This window comes from Pseudoalteromonas sp. S327 (assembly GCF_005886415.1).
GTDB classification, from domain to species: domain Bacteria; phylum Pseudomonadota; class Gammaproteobacteria; order Enterobacterales; family Alteromonadaceae; genus Pseudoalteromonas; species Pseudoalteromonas atlantica.
In genome coordinates this window covers 25,061-45,773 of sequence record NZ_PNDP01000067.1, presented here as the reverse complement: position 1 = coordinate 45,773, position 20,713 = coordinate 25,061, and the positions used below count along the sequence as shown (strand labels likewise).

At 42.4% G+C, this 20,713-nt stretch carries 17 protein-coding genes; 12 read left to right on the top strand and 5 right to left on the bottom strand.

Annotated features, from left to right (window positions below; all coding sequences use genetic code 11):
- The first annotated feature begins 55 nt into the window (after positions 1-55).
- From bamA to CWB60_RS18460, 6 genes are all read left to right on the top strand, one after another.
- Positions 56-2,527, top strand: coding sequence for an outer membrane protein assembly factor BamA (bamA, locus tag CWB60_RS18485; protein ID WP_024033814.1), 2,472 nt, complete (start codon positions 56-58; stop codon positions 2,525-2,527).
- 11 nt (positions 2,528-2,538) lie between these two features.
- Entirely contained in the window at positions 2,539-3,057 is a 519-nt protein-coding gene (locus CWB60_RS18480; protein ID WP_004586927.1) for an OmpH/Skp family outer membrane protein, read from the top strand.
- A gap of 7 nt (positions 3,058-3,064) precedes the next feature.
- A complete protein-coding gene (gene lpxD, locus CWB60_RS18475; RefSeq protein ID WP_064386080.1) occupies positions 3,065-4,087 on the top strand; it encodes a UDP-3-O-(3-hydroxymyristoyl)glucosamine N-acyltransferase in 1,023 nt (340 codons plus the stop codon).
- 26 nt (positions 4,088-4,113) lie between these two features.
- A complete protein-coding gene (fabZ, locus tag CWB60_RS18470) occupies positions 4,114-4,566 on the top strand; it encodes a 3-hydroxyacyl-ACP dehydratase FabZ (RefSeq protein ID WP_004586929.1) in 453 nt (150 codons plus the stop codon).
- 2 nt (positions 4,567-4,568) lie between these two features.
- Positions 4,569-5,339 (top strand): acyl-ACP--UDP-N-acetylglucosamine O-acyltransferase, encoded by a 771-nt coding sequence (gene lpxA / locus CWB60_RS18465; protein ID WP_029773689.1) that lies wholly within the window; start codon positions 4,569-4,571, stop codon positions 5,337-5,339.
- A gap of 138 nt (positions 5,340-5,477) precedes the next feature.
- On the top strand, positions 5,478-5,864 hold the full coding sequence (locus CWB60_RS18460; protein WP_024033818.1) for a septal ring lytic transglycosylase RlpA family protein: 387 nt from the start codon (positions 5,478-5,480) through the stop codon (positions 5,862-5,864).
- Positions 5,865-6,060: 196 nt separating this feature from the next.
- Here CWB60_RS18460 and cydC read toward each other — a convergent pair whose 3' ends face one another.
- Genes cydC through CWB60_RS18435 form a run of 5 tightly spaced genes read right to left on the bottom strand, consistent with a single transcriptional unit; the run spans position 6,061 to position 12,454 of the window.
- On the bottom strand, positions 6,061-7,803 hold the full coding sequence (gene cydC, locus CWB60_RS18455) for a thiol reductant ABC exporter subunit CydC (protein ID WP_138578427.1): 1,743 nt from the start codon (positions 7,801-7,803) through the stop codon (positions 6,061-6,063).
- Positions 7,796-9,568, bottom strand: coding sequence for a thiol reductant ABC exporter subunit CydD (cydD, locus tag CWB60_RS18450; protein WP_138578425.1), 1,773 nt, complete (start codon positions 9,566-9,568; stop codon positions 7,796-7,798). Before cydD ends, cydC begins: the two co-directional genes overlap by 8 nt.
- Positions 9,558-9,722, bottom strand: coding sequence for a cytochrome bd-I oxidase subunit CydX (gene cydX / locus CWB60_RS18445; RefSeq protein WP_004586934.1), 165 nt, complete (start codon positions 9,720-9,722; stop codon positions 9,558-9,560). Before cydX ends, cydD begins: the two co-directional genes overlap by 11 nt.
- 12 nt (positions 9,723-9,734) lie before the next feature.
- Entirely contained in the window at positions 9,735-10,874 is a 1,140-nt protein-coding gene (gene cydB / locus CWB60_RS18440; RefSeq protein ID WP_138578423.1) for a cytochrome d ubiquinol oxidase subunit II, read from the bottom strand.
- Positions 10,871-12,454, bottom strand: coding sequence for a cytochrome ubiquinol oxidase subunit I (locus CWB60_RS18435; RefSeq protein WP_138578421.1), 1,584 nt, complete (start codon positions 12,452-12,454; stop codon positions 10,871-10,873). The genes cydB and CWB60_RS18435 overlap by 4 nt, the downstream gene beginning before the upstream one ends.
- A gap of 291 nt (positions 12,455-12,745) precedes the next feature.
- On the opposite strand from CWB60_RS18435, the gene lpxB reads away from it, so the two are divergent.
- The 6 genes from lpxB to CWB60_RS18405 all read left to right on the top strand — a co-directional run bounded on the left by lpxB (position 12,746) and on the right by CWB60_RS18405 (position 20,698).
- Positions 12,746-13,903, top strand: a complete 1,158-nt coding sequence (lpxB, locus tag CWB60_RS18430) for a lipid-A-disaccharide synthase (RefSeq protein WP_029774233.1) — start codon at positions 12,746-12,748, stop codon at positions 13,901-13,903.
- Positions 13,893-14,495: a ribonuclease HII gene (gene rnhB, locus CWB60_RS18425; RefSeq protein WP_096041417.1), complete on the top strand. Its 603-nt coding sequence runs from the start codon at positions 13,893-13,895 to the stop codon at positions 14,493-14,495. Before lpxB ends, rnhB begins: the two co-directional genes overlap by 11 nt.
- A gap of 3 nt (positions 14,496-14,498) precedes the next feature.
- On the top strand, positions 14,499-17,990 hold the full coding sequence (gene dnaE / locus CWB60_RS18420; protein ID WP_054983466.1) for a DNA polymerase III subunit alpha: 3,492 nt from the start codon (positions 14,499-14,501) through the stop codon (positions 17,988-17,990).
- Between the two features lie 16 nt (positions 17,991-18,006).
- Entirely contained in the window at positions 18,007-18,963 is a 957-nt protein-coding gene (gene accA / locus CWB60_RS18415) for an acetyl-CoA carboxylase carboxyl transferase subunit alpha (protein ID WP_138578419.1), read from the top strand.
- Between the two features lie 91 nt (positions 18,964-19,054).
- On the top strand, positions 19,055-20,359 hold the full coding sequence (gene tilS / locus CWB60_RS18410) for a tRNA lysidine(34) synthetase TilS (protein WP_138578417.1): 1,305 nt from the start codon (positions 19,055-19,057) through the stop codon (positions 20,357-20,359).
- Positions 20,360-20,698 carry a hypothetical protein gene (locus tag CWB60_RS18405; RefSeq protein ID WP_004586942.1) on the top strand — a complete coding sequence of 113 codons (339 nt, stop codon included), beginning with the start codon at positions 20,360-20,362 and terminating at the stop codon, positions 20,696-20,698.
- Positions 20,699-20,713 lie beyond the last annotated feature (15 nt).

Below are 20,713 nucleotides of genomic sequence, written 5' to 3'. Positions count from 1 at the left end.
ATTATTAGTTTTGATGTTAAGCGGTAATACAGTTGTAAAGGATAAAGATAATAAAATGGCTATAAAAAAACATTTGGCAGTTTCAAGTTTATTGGGTGCAAGTTTTGCAGCCCTGGGCCAAAACTCCTTTATTGTTGAAGATTTAAAAATTGAAGGTTTGCAACGTGTAGCACTTGGTGCAGCACTAACGCATGTTCCTATCAATGTGGGCGATAACGTTGATGACTATACGATTTCAAAAACAATAAAGTCACTTTATCGTTCAGGTCACTTTGACAACATCAAAGCGTTACGCGATGGTAATAACGTTATTTTTAAAGTGACTGAGCGTCCTACTATTAGCTTTATTGAGTTTGAAGGCAATAAAGATATAAAAGACGAGCAGCTTAACGAATCACTCGATCAGCAAGATATTCGCCAAGGTGAACCGCTTGATAAAACCGTTATCGATAATATCGAAAAAGGGTTGGTTGAGTTTTTCCACAGTATTGGTAAATACAATGCCACCGTTGATATTAGCGTAACTAAGCTGCCACGTAACCGTGTAAAGCTTAAGCTAGAATTTGACGAAGGCGAAGCCGCCTCTATTCGTCAAATCAACTTAGTGGGTAACGAATTATTCTCTAACGAAGAGCTTTTAAAGCTTGCTGAATCGCAACAAGATTTACCGTGGTGGCAGTTTATGGGTAGCGACCGTTACCAAAAACAAACCATTGAAGGCGATTTAGAAAAAATTCGCAGCTTTTACTTAGACCGCGGTTACTTACGTTTTAATATCGATTCTACGCAAGTATCAGTAAGTCCTGAGCGCGAATCTGTGTATGTAACTGCTAACTTAACAGAAGGTGTTAAGTACACAGTTAAAGGTTTTGACTTTATCGGTGATTTACTTGGCCGAGAAGAGCTAATCAAAAGCGTTATCCCACTTCGCGCCGGCGAGCTTTACAATGGCTCAGTGGTGACCTCATCTGAAGAATTTATCAAAAGCTACTTAGCGCGCTTTGGTTATGCCAATGCCGAAGTACGCACAATTCCAGAAATTGATGATGAAAAACAAGAAGTGCAACTTACGCTGTCGGTAAATCCGGGCAAGCGTGTGTACGTACGTCGTATCATCGTTGGTGGTAACCAAAATACTGCTGATGAAGTACTTCGCCGCGAAATGACACAACTTGAAGGTGCGTGGTTATCTAATCAAAATCTTGAGCGCTCAAAGCTGCAAATTCAACGTTTACCGTACATGGAAACTGTTGATTTTAACGTAGTACCAGTACCGGGTGTAGATGACCAAGTAGACGTAGACTTTACAGTAAAAGAGCAATCGGCAGGTAGCTTTAACGCGGGCTTAGCGTATGGCTCATACGCAGGGCTTCAGTTTAATATTGGTGTGACCGAATCTAACTTTTTAGGTACGGGTAATCAAATTGGCTTAAACTTAAATACCTCTACTGGTTCTGAAAGCATTAGCTTGTCGTACACCGACCCTTACTTTACGCCAGATGGTGTATCGCAAGGCAGCAGTATTTTTTACAACAACTACGATGCCAGTAAATTTAGCCTAGTAGATTATAAATCAACAAGTTACGGTATTGGTACCAATATTGGTTTCCCAATTGATGCGGTAAACCGTGTTAACTTTGGCGTACGTTGGATTCAAGAAGAACTTTCAGAAATTGCCGAGTACGAACAAACTCGCGTACTACGCGAAACCTTCTTAGATGAAGAAAACCCAGATGCTGGCTTTGACTTTACTAAATATGAGCTAAGCGTAGGTTGGTCGCGTATCACAGTTAACCGTGGTTTATTCCCAACAGCGGGTTCGCGTCAAACATTAAATTTAACAGCCACAACGCCTAACTCTGATCTTCAGTATTTTAAACTGAACTACGATTCGCGTTTTTACTGGCCAATATCGAATGACCACCGTTGGGTGTTCTCAACACGTGCAGCGCTTGGTTACGGTAATGGTTATGGGTCAACCAATGGTTATGAGCAAACTCTGCCATTCCAAGAGTTCTTCCGTATAACGGAAATGGAACTACGTGGCTTTGACCGTAATACTATATTGCCGCGCGCTGTATCACGTGTTCCTTTATCAATCCCTGGTACGCCAGGTGCTGATGGTACTACAACCGGTAGCATCGGTGGCTCTGATGAGTTTGATATTTTAGTACCACAAGGGCGTATTGGTGGTAATGCAAAAGCGGTTGCAGGTATGGAGCTAATTGTACCTACGCCGTTCTTAGATGAAGAAAACACCAGTTCTGTACGTACCAGTTTCTTTGTAGATGCTGCCAACGTATGGGATACTGAATTTAACGTTGACCGTTTCCAAAACTTAGCGCCAGATGAGCGTGCTAAGTTAGATGATTACTCTGATCCAATGCGCTTTAGGGTATCAACCGGTTTATCTTTACAATGGATCTCTCCAATGGGTCCAATGCTGATTAGTTTTGCGTATCCATTGCAAAAAGAAGAAGATGACGATACAAAGACCATCAGCTTTAATATTAGTAACACTTTCTAAAGGAGTTTTTTGTGAAAAAATTATTTAAATCAACAGCAGTAGCCGTGTTAGCAACATTGATGATGGGCACCTCTGCAAGTGCATTTGCCCACAAAGTAGGCATTGTTGATATGCAAGAGATCTACAAGCAAATTCCTCAAATGGCTAAAATTGAGCAGTCTTTACAAACTGAGTTTGCAGAGCGTCGTCAAGAGCTTGAAAAACTACAAGGCGACATTCGCTTTGAAGCAGAAAAATTTAAGCGTGAAAGCACTACAATGAGCCAAGCTCAAAAAGATGCACTACGTGATAAAATCCAAGGCATGCAACAAAACCTTGCTGAAAAAGGTCGTCCTTTAGAGCAAGAAATCAAAGCACGTCAAAACCAAGAGCTTGCTAAAGTTCAGGGTTTAATTATTAAAACAATTGAAGAAATTGCTAAAGATGGCGACTTCGATGAAGTTAAAGTTAAAGACACTACTATTTACTTTAACCCTAAAGAAGTAACTGATCTTTCAAGCAAAGTTGTATCAGCAGTTAGTAAGAAATAATCACTCTATGCAAAATTATACGCTTTCGCACATTGCGGAACTTCTAGGCGCCGAACTTCAAGGTGATGGCGCTTTAGAAATTACAAAAATAGCTACACTTGCAAATGCCCGTTCTGGGCATATTGCATTTTTAGCGAACTCAAAATATCGTACGCAGCTTGAAACCACACAAGCCAGTGCTGTTATTCTTAGCGAAGCCGATGCACCGTATTTTAGTGGCGCAAAAATCATTGTTGGAAATCCGTATGTGAGCTACGCAAAGCTTGCACAATTTATGGATACAACCCCGCAAGCGGCGCAGCAAGGTATACACGCTAGTGCGACTATTCACCCAAGTGCAACGGTAAGTGCAAGTGCTGCCATTGGCGCAAATGTAGTTATAGAAGCCGGTGCTGTGATTGGTGATAACGCACAAATTGGTCCGAACAGTTTCATCGGTGAACGTGTTAAAATAGGTTCTGGCACAAAGCTTTGGCCGAGTGTGACTATTTATCACGATGTTGAAATTGGCGCTGATTGTTTATTTCAAGCAAACAGTGTGGTTGGCAGTGACGGATTTGGCTATGCAAACGAGCGCGGGCAGTGGGTTAAAATTCCTCAGCTAGGCTCTGTGATTATCGGCGACAAGGTTGAAGTGGGCGCAAGCACAACAATTGACCGTGGCGCACTCGATAACACGATTATTCATAGTAATGTGATCATCGATAACCAATGTCAAATAGCACACAACGTTGAAGTTAACTCGGGTACTGCAATTGCAGGCTGTACTGTACTAGCAGGTAGTGTAACCATTGGTAAAAACTGCCAAATAGGTGGCATGACCGCAATTAATGGTCACATGTCAGTATGTGATGGTGTTATAATTACCGGCATGAGTATGGTGACTAAATCGATCACCGAGCCGGGTATTTACTCATCTGGTATGCCCCATACAACTAATAAAGAATGGCGTAAATCAATTGCCCACTTGCGTAATCTTTCAGACATGAAATCACGTCTCAAAGCGCTTGAAGCATTGGCTAAGTCATAACGTTGAACACTAATAAGGATGCTATTTTGGCAAACGAATTAAATAGCCTTGATATTCAAGAAATTTTAAGTTTATTACCACACCGCTACCCGATGCTTTTAATTGATCGTGTAATTGACTTTACGCCTGGCGAGTCACTGCATGCGATTAAAAATGTATCGGTTAACGAGCCTATTTTTACTGGTCACTTTCCAAATCAGCCAATTTTCCCTGGTGTGCTAATATTAGAAGCCATGGCGCAAGCCACCGGTTTATTAGGATTTAAAACAGTAGAAAACCGTAGCGATAACGAGCTTTACTTATTTGCTGCAGTAGATAACGCACGTTTTAAACAGCCAGTTATACCGGGCGATACAATGCATTTGCATGTAGAGTTTTTAAAAGAGCGTCGCAATATATGGAAATTTGCCGCTGAAGCAAGAGTCGACGGCAAGGTTGTATGTAGTGCCGAAATTATGTGTGCGAGAAGAGAGTTTTAATAGTGATCCATTCTACAGCAATAATCGAACCTGGCGCTAAACTAGGCAACAATGTCTCAGTTGGTCCATATAGCTATATTGGCAATGATGTTGTGATCGGTGATGACTGTATTATTGAGTCTCACGTTGTTATTAAAGGGCCATCTACTATTGGCTCTGGCAATCATATTTTTCAATTTGCGTCAGTAGGCGAAGCCTGCCAAGACAAAAAATATAACAACGAACCAACCACTCTTATTATGGGCGATAACAACGTTATACGTGAGTGTGCAACCATTCACCGTGGTACTATTCAAGACCAAGGTGTGACTAAAATTGGTAGCAATAACTTATTTATGGCGTATACCCACGTTGCTCACGATGCCGTAATTGGTAATAACGTTATATTTGCTAATAACGCAAGCGTTGCAGGCCACGTGCATGTAGGCGATTGGGTTATTTTAGGTGGTAACTCAGGTGTGCATCAATTTTGTAAAATTGGTGATCACGCATTTATTGGCATGTACTCAGGTGTTAATAAAGACGTACCGCCATTTGTAACCACCATTGGTATGCCAGCAGGCCCTGCAGCGACCAATAAAGAAGGTATGAAGCGTCGTGGCTTTGAAAGCGACGAAATTATGGCCGTACGCCGTGCTTATAAAGCGTTTTATCGTAAGAGCTTAAGTGTAGACGAAGCAATTGCCTCACTAAGTGAAGATGCCGCTAAGTACCCTGCAGTACAAACTATGATTGATTTTGTGAAAAGCTCTGAGCGCGGTATCGTAAGATAAGCGCCTTATGCTTTTTAAAAAAACCACCTAAGAGTAATCGCCGGTGGTTTTTTATTGCCTATAAAATATTTTAATTCAGTACACACTCAGCCACGTAAGGTTAACCTTTGCGCGAATTTTTATAATTAAAGCGCATCTATGTCTTTTACTAAGTTAATTTTTACCCTCAGTTTTTTATCAATTTTAGCTGCGTGTAGCAGCCAACCTATCGTTACCTCTGCTAATGGCGAGCGTACTCAGTTAGGTAAAGCCTCTTATTACGCTAATAAATACCATGGTCGCACAACAGCAAACGGCGAAACATTTAGTCAAAACGCATCCACTGCTGCGCATTTAGAATTACCCTTTGGTACAAAAGTGAAGGTTACAAACTTGGCAAATAACAAATCGGTGATCGTGAGAATAAACGATAGAGGCCCGTACGTTAGAGGGCGGGTTATTGATTTATCGTTAGGTATGTTTAAAAAAATTGCCGACCCTAAAGTCGGCGTTATAGATGTATCAATCAGCGTTTTAAATGATTAACTTGGTCTCTGGATAATATATCTATCTCAAGCAGCTATTTTTAGCGCTAACTGCGTTGAATTTTCTTGCAATAGGCTAGCTATTGACGCGTAAATTCGCCTTGTTTCCACTTAAAATTTCTAGCTAGAGAAAAACAGAATTAAGTTTCATTAATATTCAGTTGGGTAGTAAATCTCTTAACCAGAGTTCAAGTTATTTAAAACCGAGTAGTTAAGGCAACATAATCGGTATATGTTTCGCTAAGTTCTTTATGAGTGCCTTGCGCTACAAGGCTGCCATTTTCTAGCCAAATAATATTATCCATTTGCGCTAAAAGAGCTGGGTCGTGGGTAATGGTAAGTACGCTTGCGTTACTCATTACCTGCATAATAGCGCTCATTACCGTTTGCTTAGATTGGTTATCAAGCCCTTCTGTAGGCTCATCAAGTACTAAAATGGCAGGGTTTTGTAATAAAGCTTGCGCAATAGCTATGCGCCTTGATTGGCCTTGAGAAACACTTCTCCCACCTGTGCCTAAACGGGTTTTTAATCCATCTTGTAGCTCATTAAACCAAGGTTTTAGCTGTGCAAGGTTAATGGCTTCAAGCATTTCTTCTTTTGTGGCGCTTGGCTTTGCATAGCGTAAGTTTTCACTTAATGTGCCATCAAAAATATGATGCTGCTGCGCAAGTATATTAATAACGCTTGCGCGGGTGTTGCTGCTTAGTGCGTGGAGTTCTGCTGCGTTATTTTCATCGCTTAGCCTAATACTGCCTTGCTGCACAGGCCATAACCCGGTGAGTAAATTAACCAAGGTGCTTTTACCACTGCCGCTTCTGCCTACAATCGCTACTTTTTGCTGTGCTTTAAGGGTAAAGCTGATATTAGTTAAAGCACTGTGCTCTTGGTATTTATAGCCAATGTTATTAAGTGCCAAAGTTGTATTGTTTTTATCAAACTGCATCTCAACTAACTCAGCGCTATTAGCTTCTTGCGCTGTGACTTTATCTTCCAGTGTAAATAGTCGCTCAGCGGCTTTGAGTACACTGGGCAGCTCTATAAATGCATTAGGCAACAGTAATACAGTTTCAAAGCTTGCCAATACAAATAGGCTTAACATAGCAAGCTCAACATTTACCATAGCGCCGCTGTAAACCAAAGGCACAATAGTGACTATGGCGCCAAGCATAGCTAGCTGCACAACCAGCAAACTTAAACCGTCGCTATTTGCGAGTGCTTTATGGCGACTATAAAGTTGTTGGTTATATTGCTCGTTTAGTTCATTACATTTTGAAATTTGCCCAGCACGTGCCTGATAAATACTCAGCTCTCTAAGGCCGGTTAGGGTGTCAGAAAGCTCTGCTCTAAGTTGTGCACTGAGCTGTGTTTCTTTATGGCTATTTTTATTTAATTTAGCACTTAACAGCGCAGGTAAAACAACACCAATTAATAAAATGCCTATAAAACAAATAAGCGCAACATTGGCGTTATAAGCCGCCATAAACACCATAATTATGGGCACACTCAACAGCGCTACCAGCATTGGCAGTAATATGTTTAAGTAAAACTTATCAAGCGCATCCACGTCATTTTGTAAGCGGTTAACTAAATCGGCGCTGCGGCTCATTGCTAAATCTACATTGTTTAGCTTACTTAGCGTGGCAAACATATTAACGCGTATTTCACTAAGCAATAAAAACGTCGCGTTATGTGTTACTAAGCGCTCACCATAGCGTGATGCAGTTCGTACAATCGCTAAAAATCGAATAGTCCCTGCGGGTGTAAAGTAGTTCATTTGTACGCCTGCGATACCTGCTGCCGCCATTGAGGCTAAAAACCACCCCGATATAGCTAATAAGCCCACATTTGCAAGTACCGTTAACGTCGCTAAAAAAGTACCCAGTAGCATGGCTTTATAATGGGGGCGGCAAAGCTTTAATAGCCTAATAAAATTAGTCATTGTTTGCTCCTTGCGCTTGTAAATTAAGGAGTGATTTAAATGCGCCTTGTTGTTGCTCAAGTTGGCTGTAAGTCCCTTGCTGTGCTATTTCGCCATTTTGCATAACAAGGATATTGCTTGCGTTTTTGACTGTATTTAGCCGGTGGGCAATGACCAACACTAAGTGGCTTTTAGCGTAATTATTTATAGCCTGCTGAATAAGCTGCTCGGTTTGGCTATCAAGGTGGGCTGTCGGTTCGTCAAGCACTAAAATAGGCGCTTGTTTTAAAAACGCCCGCGCGAGGGCTATACGCTGCTTTTGACCGCCAGAGAGTCCTTCACCTTGCTCACCTATCAGGGTGTCGAACCCATTCTCTAACGTGTTTATAAAATCTAAGGCGCCCGCTTGGTGTGCGGCTTGCTCAAGCTCTAGTTGCGTAGCGGCTGGCTTGGCTATTTTTATGTTATCGCTAATGCTTTGATAAAAAAGCGTTGGGGTTTGTGGGATCCACGCAATTGCGTTTTGTAATGTGCTAATGCTTGTAGCATCAAGTGATTTATTATTAATGCTTATTTGTTCAATCACCTGCGGATGAAACCCTAATAAACAATCAAATAAAGTACTTTTACCTGAGCCACTAGCACCTACTACTGCCACTAGCCCTTTAGCGGGTAGCGTAAGGTTTATATTTTTTATGCCTTCGTTACTGTTTGGGTAGGTAAAGTTTAAGTTGTTTATGTTTATTGAGCTTATATGCTCCTCAAACTTTGTTTCATGTTGCTGTGATTGCTCAGGAAGTGGGGCATTTAAAATAGTGACCATATCGGCCGCAGCGCTTATGCCTTGCAAGCGGGCATGATAGTGACTGCCTAATTGGCGCAGGGGTAAGTAAAATTCTGGGGCAAGTAGTAAAACAACAAAGCCGGTTGCAAAATCAAGCGTACCAAAAAACAGTCTAAAACCAATGATTACCGCCACCAGTGCCACACTAATTGTGGCTAAAAATTCCAGCGCAAATGATGATAAAAAGGCAATTTTTAAAACACCGAGTGTAGCGTGTCTAAAGTCATCAGAAATTTTGGCTATTTGTTTAAGCTCTTGTTGCGTTGCGTTAAACAATTTAAGTTGTGTTAAACCTTGTACGCGGTCAAAAAAGTAATTACCTAGTACGGCCAGTTGCTGCCATCTTTTTTGATTTAACGCCTCGGCCTTTGAGCCCACCAAAATCATAAAAAACGGAATAAGCGGGGCGGTTAATAAAAATATTAAGCCTGCTTTATAGTCGGTTGGAAAAATAACCACCAAGATTGCCAGTGGAATAAGCGCGCTATAAGCAACGCCAGGCAAGTATTTAGCGTAGTAGTCGTGCAGTGCTTCAACGCCATCGTGCACGGTGTTAAGCGTTGCTCCTTGGCCGTGTTGTTCAATATAACTTGGGCCAAGTTGCGTTAATTTGGTCAATAAGGTTTGGCGCATAGCCGACTTTATTTTAAGTGCCGCATAAGCACTGAGCCTTTCACTGATAGCTAAAAACAGGGCTCTGAGTAAAATAATACCCGCAAGTGGCCAAAGTAAATGGGTTACTTGGTTAAGGCTTGCGCCTTCAAACATTACGTTATGAATAGTTTGTGCCAGTAAATAGGCGCCTGCAATCATTAAAATAGCGTTAAATGTGCCCAGTGCAATACTTAACTTTAACCATGCACCCGCAGGCTTACTTTGCCGTTTTAAAAAAGCGCGCAGAGATTGCTGCTGCGCGCGATTTGGTCGGGGATTAGTCGTCATCTTTTGTGTTGTTAGCTTCGTTTAGTAAATCGTGCATCGGTTGTTCATCATCAGCTATGCTGTTTTTATTTTGATGAAACTCGTACCACATTACATTTATAACACCTAAGGTACAGGCTAAAAGTACACCTAAAATCCAAGCGAAATACCACATAATTTAGTCTCCTTAGTAGCTACCGTGCGTGTTGTTTTCAATTTCGTCTACCGTTACTCTGCGCCACATTTTTACGTAACACCAGGTGGTGTAGGCCAAAATTAACGGAATAAATATAACAACAGCAACAAACATAATATTAAGTGTTCTGTGGCTCGACACCGCATCCCAAATAGTTAAGCTAATATCTGGGTTATTAACAGATGGCATAATAAATGGGAACAGCGACACACCCGCCGTCATAATAACGCCAATTAACATAATGCTGGTTGAAATAAGCCCTAGCGCTGGCTTGTTTAGTTTAGAGAACAGTAAAGCACTGAGTGCCATAACAAAGCCTAAAATAGGGAAGGTCATTGTCCATGGGCGCTCGCTGTAATTATTAAGCCACGCACCTTGCGCTGTGCTTACAACTTTTGCCAACGGATCTGCATGGCTTTGCGTATCAGGCATAGAAACAATTTGGTAGCCATTTATGTTTGCCACCCAAATACCAGCAGCCGCAAACAGTACAATAAATACCACTAATGCGTAGCGGCCATATTGCGCTGAGCGCTCTGCAACGGCATCTGCTGTGCGCAGTTGTAGCCACATGCCTGCATGGGCAATTAACATGGTGATACTAATTAAACCTGCCAGTAGGCCAAATGGGTTGAGTAAGCCAAAAAACGAGCCTTGGTAACTTACGCGCAGTAAGTTATCAATGTTAAACGGTACACCTAAAAATAAGTTACCAAATGCCACACCAAATACTAAAGCCGGAATGGCGCTGCCTGCAAATAAGCCCCAATCCCAGTTATTACGCCAGCGTTTAGAGTCTATTTTTGAGCGGTAATCAAAACCTAAAGGTCTAAAAAATAGCGCAAACAATACCAGCATCATGGCAAAGTAAAAGCCCGAAAATGCAGCGGCATACACCATAGGCCACGCTGCAAATAAAGCGCCGCCTGCGGTAATAAACCATACTTGGTTACCGTCCCAGTGGGCGCCAATGGTGTTGATTACAGTGCGGCGCTCTGAGTCTGTTTTACCAACAAGGCGAAGCAGCATCGCTACGCCCATATCCATGCCATCGGTAATTGCAAAGCCTATTAGCAGTACGCCAATGAGCAACCACCACAGCATTTTTAATGTTTCATAATCAAAAATCATAATTGCTCTCCTGCGTCTTTATCTGCTTTGTTTGGTAACTCAAAGTGATACTTGCCTGTATGTAACGAGCTTGGGCCTTGTTTAATAAAGCGCACCATTAACCAACCTTCTACAATAGCAAGGCCAGTGTAAAAAATAATAAACCCAGTTAAGCTAATTAAAATATCGTTTACCGTCAGTGACGAAGTGGCTAAAAAGGTCGGTAATATTTCTGATATAGCCCAAGGCTGGCGACCATATTCAGCAACGATCCAACCAAATTCTATTGCAATCCATGGTAGCGGAATACTTAATACTGCAGCCCACAGTAGCCAACGTTTTTGCTCAATAATACGGTGTGCGTTGTAATAAAATGCCAATACAAACACGGCCAGCATAGCTACACCACAGGCCACCATAATCCTAAATGACCAAAACATAGGCCCCACTTTAGGGAATGAGTCTTTAACGGCTTTTTGAATGTGCTCTTCTGTGGCATCTACTACATTGGGGGTATAGCGTTTTAGCAGCAAGCCATAACCTAAATCGGCTTTAAGAGAATCAAATTTAGCTATGTTTTCTTCGCTGTCATCGCCATTTCTTAGCTTTTGGAGGTATTCGTACGCTATCATGCCGTTACGAATGCGTACCTCGTGTTTTTTCTCTAAATCAGAAATACCAATAACTTGCTCATCTAAAGAGCGGGTAGCAATAATACCCAGTGCGTAAGGTATTTTTACTGCTGCATGCGTTACCTGCTCATCTGAGTCAGGAAAACCAAGCGCGGTAAACGCAGCGGGTGCTTCTTCGGTATGCCACTCAGCTTCTATGGTGGCAAGTTTTACTTTTTGAACTTCGCCTACTTCGTAGCCTGATTCGTCACCTAATAAAATGACACACAATATGGATGCTAAACCAAAGCCCGATGCCACCGAGAACGAGCGCTTAGCAAAGGCTAAATCACGGCCTTTTAATATGTACCAGCTACTAATGCCCAGTACAAACATAGAAGCGGCTACGTAACCTGCCGATACCGTATGAATAAACTTAACCTGCGCCACTGGGTTAAATACAAGCTCTGCAAAGCTGGTCATTTCCATGCGCATGGTTTGATAGTTAAACTCTGCCCCTACAGGGTTTTGCATCCACCCGTTAGCAATTAATATCCACAGCGCCGACATATTAGTACCTAGCGCCATTAAAAATGTAGCGCCCAAATGTTGGCGTTTAGTTAACCTATCCCAGCCTAAAAAGAACATACCCACAAAGGTCGACTCTAAAAAGAATGCCATTAAGCCTTCAATAGCGAGCGGGGCGCCAAATACATCGCCTACGTAATGCGAGTAATAAGACCAGTTAGTACCAAACTCAAACTCCATGGTCAGGCCCGTTGCCACCCCAATAGCAAAGTTAATACCAAACAATTTTCCCCAAAACTTAGTCATATCACGATAAATTTCGCGACCGGTCATAACATAAACCGATTCCATAATAACTAAAATCCAGGTCATACCTATGGTTAAAGGCACGAATAAGAAATGGAAGAGTGCGGTAACAGCAAACTGCAATCGCGATAGATCCACAAAGGTTTCATCTATCATTTTTGGCTCCTTGAGGGTGACGGGTTAACAAGGCAATTAATAATTGGCAAAGTTAAAATTAATGAACTTTCAGTAATTACTGAAAGTTTGGAATATTATTTACGTTTGCACAATTTTTGTCAATAAACATATTAGAAAAAGTTAATATATATTCACCATGCTACATCAGTATGAAATACAAACAATCGTTTGGTACTAAATTAGTTACAAATAATCGTTAATTTAAAGCGTTTAACCAAACATTAAAACACGGTAAACTAACCGCTATGAACGCCTGATAAATAAAGTCGAATGAATAAAGAGAAAAAACAACTACGTATTGGTATTGTGGCAGGTGAGCTGTCGGGCGATATTTTAGGCGAAGGCTTAATTAAAGCACTTAAAACGCACTTTCCAGATGCCATTTTTGAAGGCATTGCAGGGCCAAAAATGCAGGCGCAAGGCTGTAAAACGCTTTACGACATGGACGAGCTCTCGGTAATGGGGCTGGTTGAAGTATTAGGGCGTTTGCCGCGTTTACTTAAAATACGTAAGCAGCTGGTACAGCACTTTAAAGATAACCCACCCGATGTATTTATCGGTATTGATGCGCCCGATTTTAACCTACGCGTAGAAAAGCCTTTAAAAGATGCCGGTATTAAAACCATTCAATACGTAAGCCCGTCGGTTTGGGCATGGCGCGAAAAACGTATTCATACCATTAGTGCTGCCACAAATTTAGTGCTTGCTCTGCTGCCGTTTGAAAAAGAATTTTACGATAAGCACCAAGTACCGTGTACATTTGTAGGGCACACCTTAGCTGACGATATAGCGCTTGAGCACGACGATAGCCAAGCCCGCCAAGAACTTGGCCTAAATACCGACGACAAAGTACTGGCTTTACTGCCAGGTAGCCGTGGCTCAGAAGTAGGCTTACTCAGCGAAACCTATATAAAAACAGCTGCACAGTTACAAGCGCAAAACCCAGACCTTAAAATAGTGGTGCCGCTGGTTAACGAAAAACGCAAAGCGCAATTTAGTGAAATTTTAAATGCCACTGCACCAAATTTAAATGTAAACCTACTCGATGGTCAGTCAAAACTAGCAATGCAAGCAGCCGATGCTATTTTACTGGCATCAGGCACAGCAACGCTTGAAGGCATGTTGTATAAAAAGCCTATGGTGGTGGGTTATAAAATTAAGCCAATGAGCTATTGGATTTTTAAAACCTTGTTTACCTTTAATATTAAATATTTTTCACTGCCAAACTTATTAGCCGATGAAGAACTCGTGCCGGAGTTTTTACAAAGTGAATGTAACGTGGCTAATTTAACGGGCGCACTTACGCCTATGCTAAATACCGATAATAAAGAACTAAAAGCACGTTTTTTAGCCATCCACGAAAAAATTAGATTAAATGCCAGCAAACAAGCAGCCAAGGCTGTGGCGGAGTTAATAAATGCAAATTGAACGACCCAACGTAACCTTAATTGCCGGTGTAGATGAAGTAGGGCGTGGCCCGCTTGTTGGCGATGTTGTTACCGCTGCGGTAATACTTGACCCAGCGAATCCTATTGCAGGTTTAGCTGACTCTAAAAAGCTAACCGACAAAAAGCGCCAAGCACTGGCTATAGAAATAAAACAAAAAGCGCTGTGTTATGCCATTGGTCGTTGTAGCCCAACAGAAATTGACGAATTAAACATTTTGCATGCAACTATGCTTGCAATGACGCGTGCAGTTGAGGGGTTAAGTACGCAACCAGAGTTTGTATTTGTAGATGGTAACCGCTTACCTAAATTAGCTATGCCGGCTCAAGCAGTTGTTAAAGGCGACAGTTTAGTGGCTGAAATTTCAGCAGCCTCTATTTTAGCCAAAGTAGCGCGTGATGATGAAATGCTTGAGCTTGATACACGCTACCCGCAATACGGGTTTGCAGGGCACAAAGGGTATCCAACTAAAGCACATTTTGCAGCGCTTGAGCAATACGGCGCTATTGAAGAGCACCGTAAAAGTTTTAAGCCGGTACAACGTGTGCTAATGCAAGCAAAGGGCGAGGCATAAATAATGGCTGCTCCAGATTTTGTACATTTACGGGTTCACTCAGACTTTTCAATGGTCGATGGCTTAGCTAAAACCAAGCCTATTGTTGCTAAAGCGCAAGAGCTTGAAATGCCAGCGCTGGCAATTACCGATCAAATGAACTTTTGTGGTTTAGTACGTTTTTATGGCGCAACCCACAGTGCCGGTATTAAACCCATAGTGGGAGCCGATTTTTGGTTGCGCAGCCCAGAGTTTCCAGATGAGCCAAGCCGTATTACGTTGCTAGCTAAAAACAACGACGGTTATAAAAATATTACCTTATTAATATCTGAAGCTTACCAACGCGGGCATATATTTCATCGCCCAGTAATTGACCGAGAATGGCTAGTTAAGCACAAAGAAGGGCTTATTATTCTCTCAGGCGCAAAAGATGGTGATTTAGGTAAAGCCTTATTAAAAAATAACCCAGGCGTTATTGAATCTGTAGTGAGCTTTTATAAGCAGCATTTTAGCGATCATTACTATTTAGAGCTTATTCGCACCGACCGCCCGCTTGAAGAAGACTACCTGCATATGGCAGTAGAGCTTGCAGCAAAAGAGCAACTGCCCGTTGTTGCCACAAACGAAGTGGTTTTTTTAAAGCCCGAAAACTTTGAAGCGCACGAAATTCGTGTGGCTATTTTTGACGGTTACACCCTTGATGATAAACGCCGCCCTAAACGATTTTCACAAGAGCAATACCTAAAAACGCCTGAGCAAATGGCCGAGCTATTTAGCGATATTCCTGAAGCGCTGCAAAATACGGTAGAAATAGCCAAACGCTGTAACGTAACGGTGCAACTAGGCACTTACTTTTTGCCTGATTACCCAACCGGCTCGTTAAAAATTGAAGACTTTTTAGTTAAGGTTTCAGAAGATGGCCTTGAAGAGCGCCTGCAGTTTTTATTCCCCGATGAACAAGAGCGACAAGAAAAACGAGGCGAATACGACGAGCGCTTAAAAGTAGAGCTTGGTGTAATTAACCAAATGGGTTTTCCAGGCTACTTCTTAATCGTAATGGAGTTTATTCAGTGGAGTAAAGATAACAATATTCCAGTGGGGCCAGGGCGTGGTTCGGGTGCGGGTTCATTAGTGGCGTATGCCCTAAAAATTACCGACCTTGATCCGCTTGAATTTGACCTACTCTTTGAGCGATTCCTAAACCCTGAACGTGTATCAATGCCCGATTTCGATGTCGATTTTTGTATGGACAGGCGTGATGAGGTAATTGACCATGTATCGGCATTGTATGGGCGGGACGCGGTATCACAAATTATTACCTTTGGTACCATGGCTGCAAAAGCGGTAATACGCGATGTAGGCCGTGTACTTGGCCACCCTTATGGGTTTGTTGATCGAATTTCTAAGCTGATCCCAGGGGATCCCGGCATGACGCTTGCCAAAGCGTTTGAGGTAGAGCCGCGTTTACAAGAAGCCTACGATGGCGACTCAGAGGTAAAAGATTTAATCGATATGTGTCGCATCCTAGAAGGGTGTACACGTAATGCCGGTAAACACGCCGGTGGTGTTGTAATATCGCCGACGACCATTACCGACTTTGCTGCACTTTATTGCGATGACGAAGGTAAGTTTCCGGTAACACAGTTTGATAAAAACGACGTAGAAACCGCAGGCTTAGTTAAGTTCGATTTCTTGGGCTTACGTACCTTGACCATTTTGCAGTGGGCTGTGGATATGACCAACGAGCGCATGAAGCGCGAAGGCAAAGCGCCCGTTGATATAAATACCATTCCACTGGATGATAAAAAAAGTATAGAGCTATTACTGCGCGCCGAAACAACCGCGGTATTCCAGCTAGAATCGCGCGGCATGAAAGACCTCGTACGCCGATTAAAGCCCGATTGCTTTGAAGATATGATTGCATTGGTCGCCTTGTTCCGCCCAGGCCCACTGCAATCAGGCATGGTAGATAACTTCATCGACCGTAAGCTTGGCCGAGAAGAAATTTCATACCCAGATGCCCAATACCAACACGAAAGCTTAAAGCCCATACTTGAGCCTACTTACGGCATTATTTTGTATCAAGAACAAGTAATGCAAATTGCCCAGGTACTAGCAGGCTATACGCTTGGTGGCGCCGACATGCTACGACGTGCAATGGGTAAGAAAAAACCCGAAGAGATGGCCAAGCAGCGTTCAACCTTTGAAGAAGGCGCACGCAATAATGGTATAGACGGCGAACTGGCAATTAAAATTTTCGACCTGGTAGAAAAATTCGCAGGCTATGGTTTTAATAAATCTCACTCGGCAGCGTATGCACTGGTTTCGTACCAAACGCTGTGGATGAAAACGCACCATCCGGCAGAATTTATGGCTGCGGTAATGTCGGCCGATATGGATAACACCGACAAAATAGTAATCTTGGTGGATGAATGTGAAAACATGAAGCTCACCTTATTACCGCCTGATGTAAACGCCGGAGAATTTAAATTTACGGTAAACCTGCAAGGTGAAATTGTTTACGGTATTGGTGCTATTAAAGGCGTAGGTGAAGCGCCGGTAGAGGCCATTTTAGAAGCGCGCGCAAAAGGCGGCCCATTTAAAGATTTATTTGATTTTTGTGCCCGTGTAGATTTAAAACGCTTAAATAAACGTGTGACCGAAAAATTAATTTACGCTGGGGCACTTGATCAACTCGGGCCAGAGAAAACCCAAGCAGGGCGTGCAACATTACTGGCAAGTTTAAAAGATGCCATGCGCGCTGCCGATCAGCACAACAAAGCTGAGCAACTTGGGCAAAGCGATTTATTTGGCTTACTGGCCACCGAGCCTGATGAAGTTGAGCAAGCCTTTATTAAAGCCACACCGCTTACTGATAACCAATGGCTTGATGGCGAAAAAGACACGCTAGGCCTTTATTTAACAGGGCATCCGATAAATCAGTATCGTCGTGAACTTAGACATTACACAAGCGGCAAGCTGGTGGATTTACAGCCAACAAATCGTGATGTACTCTCTACGGCGGCGGGTTTAGTTATTTCAGCGCGGACCTTAATTAATAAAAAAGGAAATCGTTGGGGCTTAATAACTTTAGATGACAAGAGCGCCCGTATTGATGTACGCTTGTTTCCTGAACAGTTCGAAATGTACCAAGAAATGCTTCAAGTAAACAATATCTTGGTAATATCTGGACAGGTCAGCTTTGATAACTTCTCCGGTGGCATTACAATGACCGCCAGAGAAATAAACACCATTGCTCAAGCGCGTGAAAAACGCATTAAAGCGATTAAAATGACGCTGAACATGGTGCAAATCGAGGCAGGTTTCTTCGATAAATTACAAAAAGTACTCGAACCTTATAAAATGGGAACGTGTCCGATCAAGGTTTATTACCAGCGCCCCGATGCGTTGGCTCAATTAACCCTAGGGATCGAATGGTGTGTTACGCCGAGCGACGACTTAATTCATAAGTTATCACTCATGGCGGCACAAGATGTAGAACTAGAATTTAACTGATTAGGTAGTTTAGAGCATGAGCCTCAATTATCTTGATTTTGAGCTTCCGATTGCAGAATTAGAAGCAAAAATTGAAGAATTACAAAGCATAAGCCGCGCTGGCGAATTAGACCTTGAGTTAGAAGAGGAAGTCAGCAAATTAAAAGAAAAAAGCGCTAAGCAAAAAGAGGAAATATTCTCAAATTTAGGCGCTTGGCAAGTATCGCAGTTAGCGCGTCATCCGTTGCGTCCTTACACTCGAGATTATATCGAGCGCATTTTCACGGAATTTGACGAGTTTGCAGGCGATCGTACTTTTGCTAACGATCCGGCTATTTTAGGCGGTGTTGCACGTTTAGGTGGCGAACCAGTAATGGTGATTGGTCAGCAAAAAGGGCGTGATACTGCTGAAAAAATTAAACGTAACTTTGGTATGCCAAAACCAGAAGGCTACCGCAAAGCGCTACGTTTAATGGAAATGGCCGAGCGTTTTAAAATGCCAATTATGACCTTTATAGACACGCCAGGGGCATACCCAGGTGTGGGCGCTGAAGAGCGCGGTCAGTCTGAGGCAATTGCACGTAACCTAAAAGTAATGGCGGCACTTAAAGTACCCACAATTTGTACGGTTATTGGCGAAGGCGGCTCTGGTGGTGCATTAGCCATTGGTGTTGGCGACAGAGTTAACATGTTGCAATACAGCACGTACTCAGTAATTTCGCCAGAAGGCTGTGCTTCAATTTTATGGAAAAGCGCCGATAAAGCACCACTTGCCGCAGAGGCAATGGGTGTAACAGCAGAGCGCGTTAAAGAGCTTGATTTAATTAATAACTTAGTTGAAGAGCCTTTAGGCGGCGCACACCGCAATTACGATGCAATGGCACGTAACTTAAAAACACGTTTAAAACGTGACCTTGCTGACTTACAAGCGCTATCGCTTGAAGACATGCTTGATCAACGCTACAAACGTTTAATGTCGTTTGGTTACTGCTAATTAGCTAACCAACACATTTATTGTTAAAAAAGGCCGCTTATGCGGCTTTTTTGTTTTAAAATACTGCAAACATTAAATTTATAGCGTATCCATGCAAGCATCACCTATTTATCAGCACGTTAAACACGCCCTTGAGCACTTCTTTAAGCAGCAGCAGTATAACTTTACGGTGGCGCTTTCGGGTGGCGTGGATTCGGTGGTATTGCTTCATATAATGCACTTATTAAAACAAGCGCAACCAAAGCTAAACGTAAACGCGATTTATGTTAATCATGGTTTAAGCCAATACGCTAATGACTGGCAGCGCTTTTGCCAAAACTTGTGCGCTGAGCTAAATGTACCGTTTAATGCCGCGCAGGTAACAATAAACCCGCAAACACGAACAAGCCTTGAAGCGCAGGCACGTGAGGCGCGTTACAAAGCACTTGATGAGCTAAGCCCCGCGGGCAGTGTTATTTTGTTGGGTCAGCATTTAAACGATCAAATAGAAACGTTTTTACTGCGGTTAAAGCGCGGCTCTGGCTTAAAAGGGTTAGGCGCAATGCAAAAAATGCGTGAATTACAAAGCGGGCGAATATGCTACAGGCCGCTTTTAAACATAACGCGCAGTGATATAGAGCACTTTGCCACAGAGTTTAATATTACGCACATTACTGATGACTCAAATACCGATGAGCGTTTTGATCGTAACTTTTTACGTGCACGTGTAGTGCCTTTACTTGCAAAGCGCTTTAAAGGTTTTGAGCACTGTGCTGGGCGCAGCATTGAGTTACTACAGCAACAACAAGCGCTACTTGATGAGTACACTGAACTTGATTTAAAACAAAGCATAAACGCCCATCAAGCACTGAGCGTTAGTCAACTAACCACCTATAGCAACGTGCGCATAACCAATGTGGTTCGTGCATGGCTTAGCTTATTTACCCAAGTAATGCCCTCACAAAAGCAACTTTTTCAAATAATTAACCAAGCCATAAATGCGCAGGCTGATGCGCAAATGCAAGTTGATTTAAGCGAGGGGCAAATACGACGCCATCAAGGGTATTTGTATTTTGTTACACCACACACATTATTAGCCGATGAAGCGCTAACGGGCAATGAGCTTGCGCTTGATGATGGGCGCGTATTAATAAAGCAACAAGGTAAAGGCCTACGTGCCCCTTTACCAAACGAGCAAGTCACCGTGCGCTTTAATTGTAATAGTGCGCGTATAAAGCCGTTAAAAAAGCCAGGCAGCAATACGCTTAAACACTGGTTTAAAGATGCAAAAGTAGCCCCGTGGTTAAGGGAGCGCGTACCTTTAATATTTTATAACGACGAGCTTGTGCAAGTTGTTGGTTATTTTGTAAGTGAAAAACACCAAGACGAAAACGGCATTTTTTGGGAGTGTAAATAAATGAAAGATCAGCCACATGTAGGCTTATCGCTAGTTAGCAAAGCGCCAATGGGTATGTTAATAACAGCGTTAGTTGCTGTTATAGCCAATGTATTACTAGAGCTTAATATTATTACGTTAGGTTATGCCGTTGTGGGCGGGGTGGTATCGGCGGTATTACTGCTTGCCTACTGGTTAGGTAAAGGCGGGTTATTTTTTATTTTAGGTGTAAGTTTACCATTGGTTTTAGTGTTATTTACCCCGCTTGCAAGCATAACAGCATTGCTTAATTTAGTGAGCGGCTTCTTTTTTGGCTTTTGTGCAGCCTTGTTTGTTTATAAATTACTGGCTAATAAATAATTAATTTGTAATAAA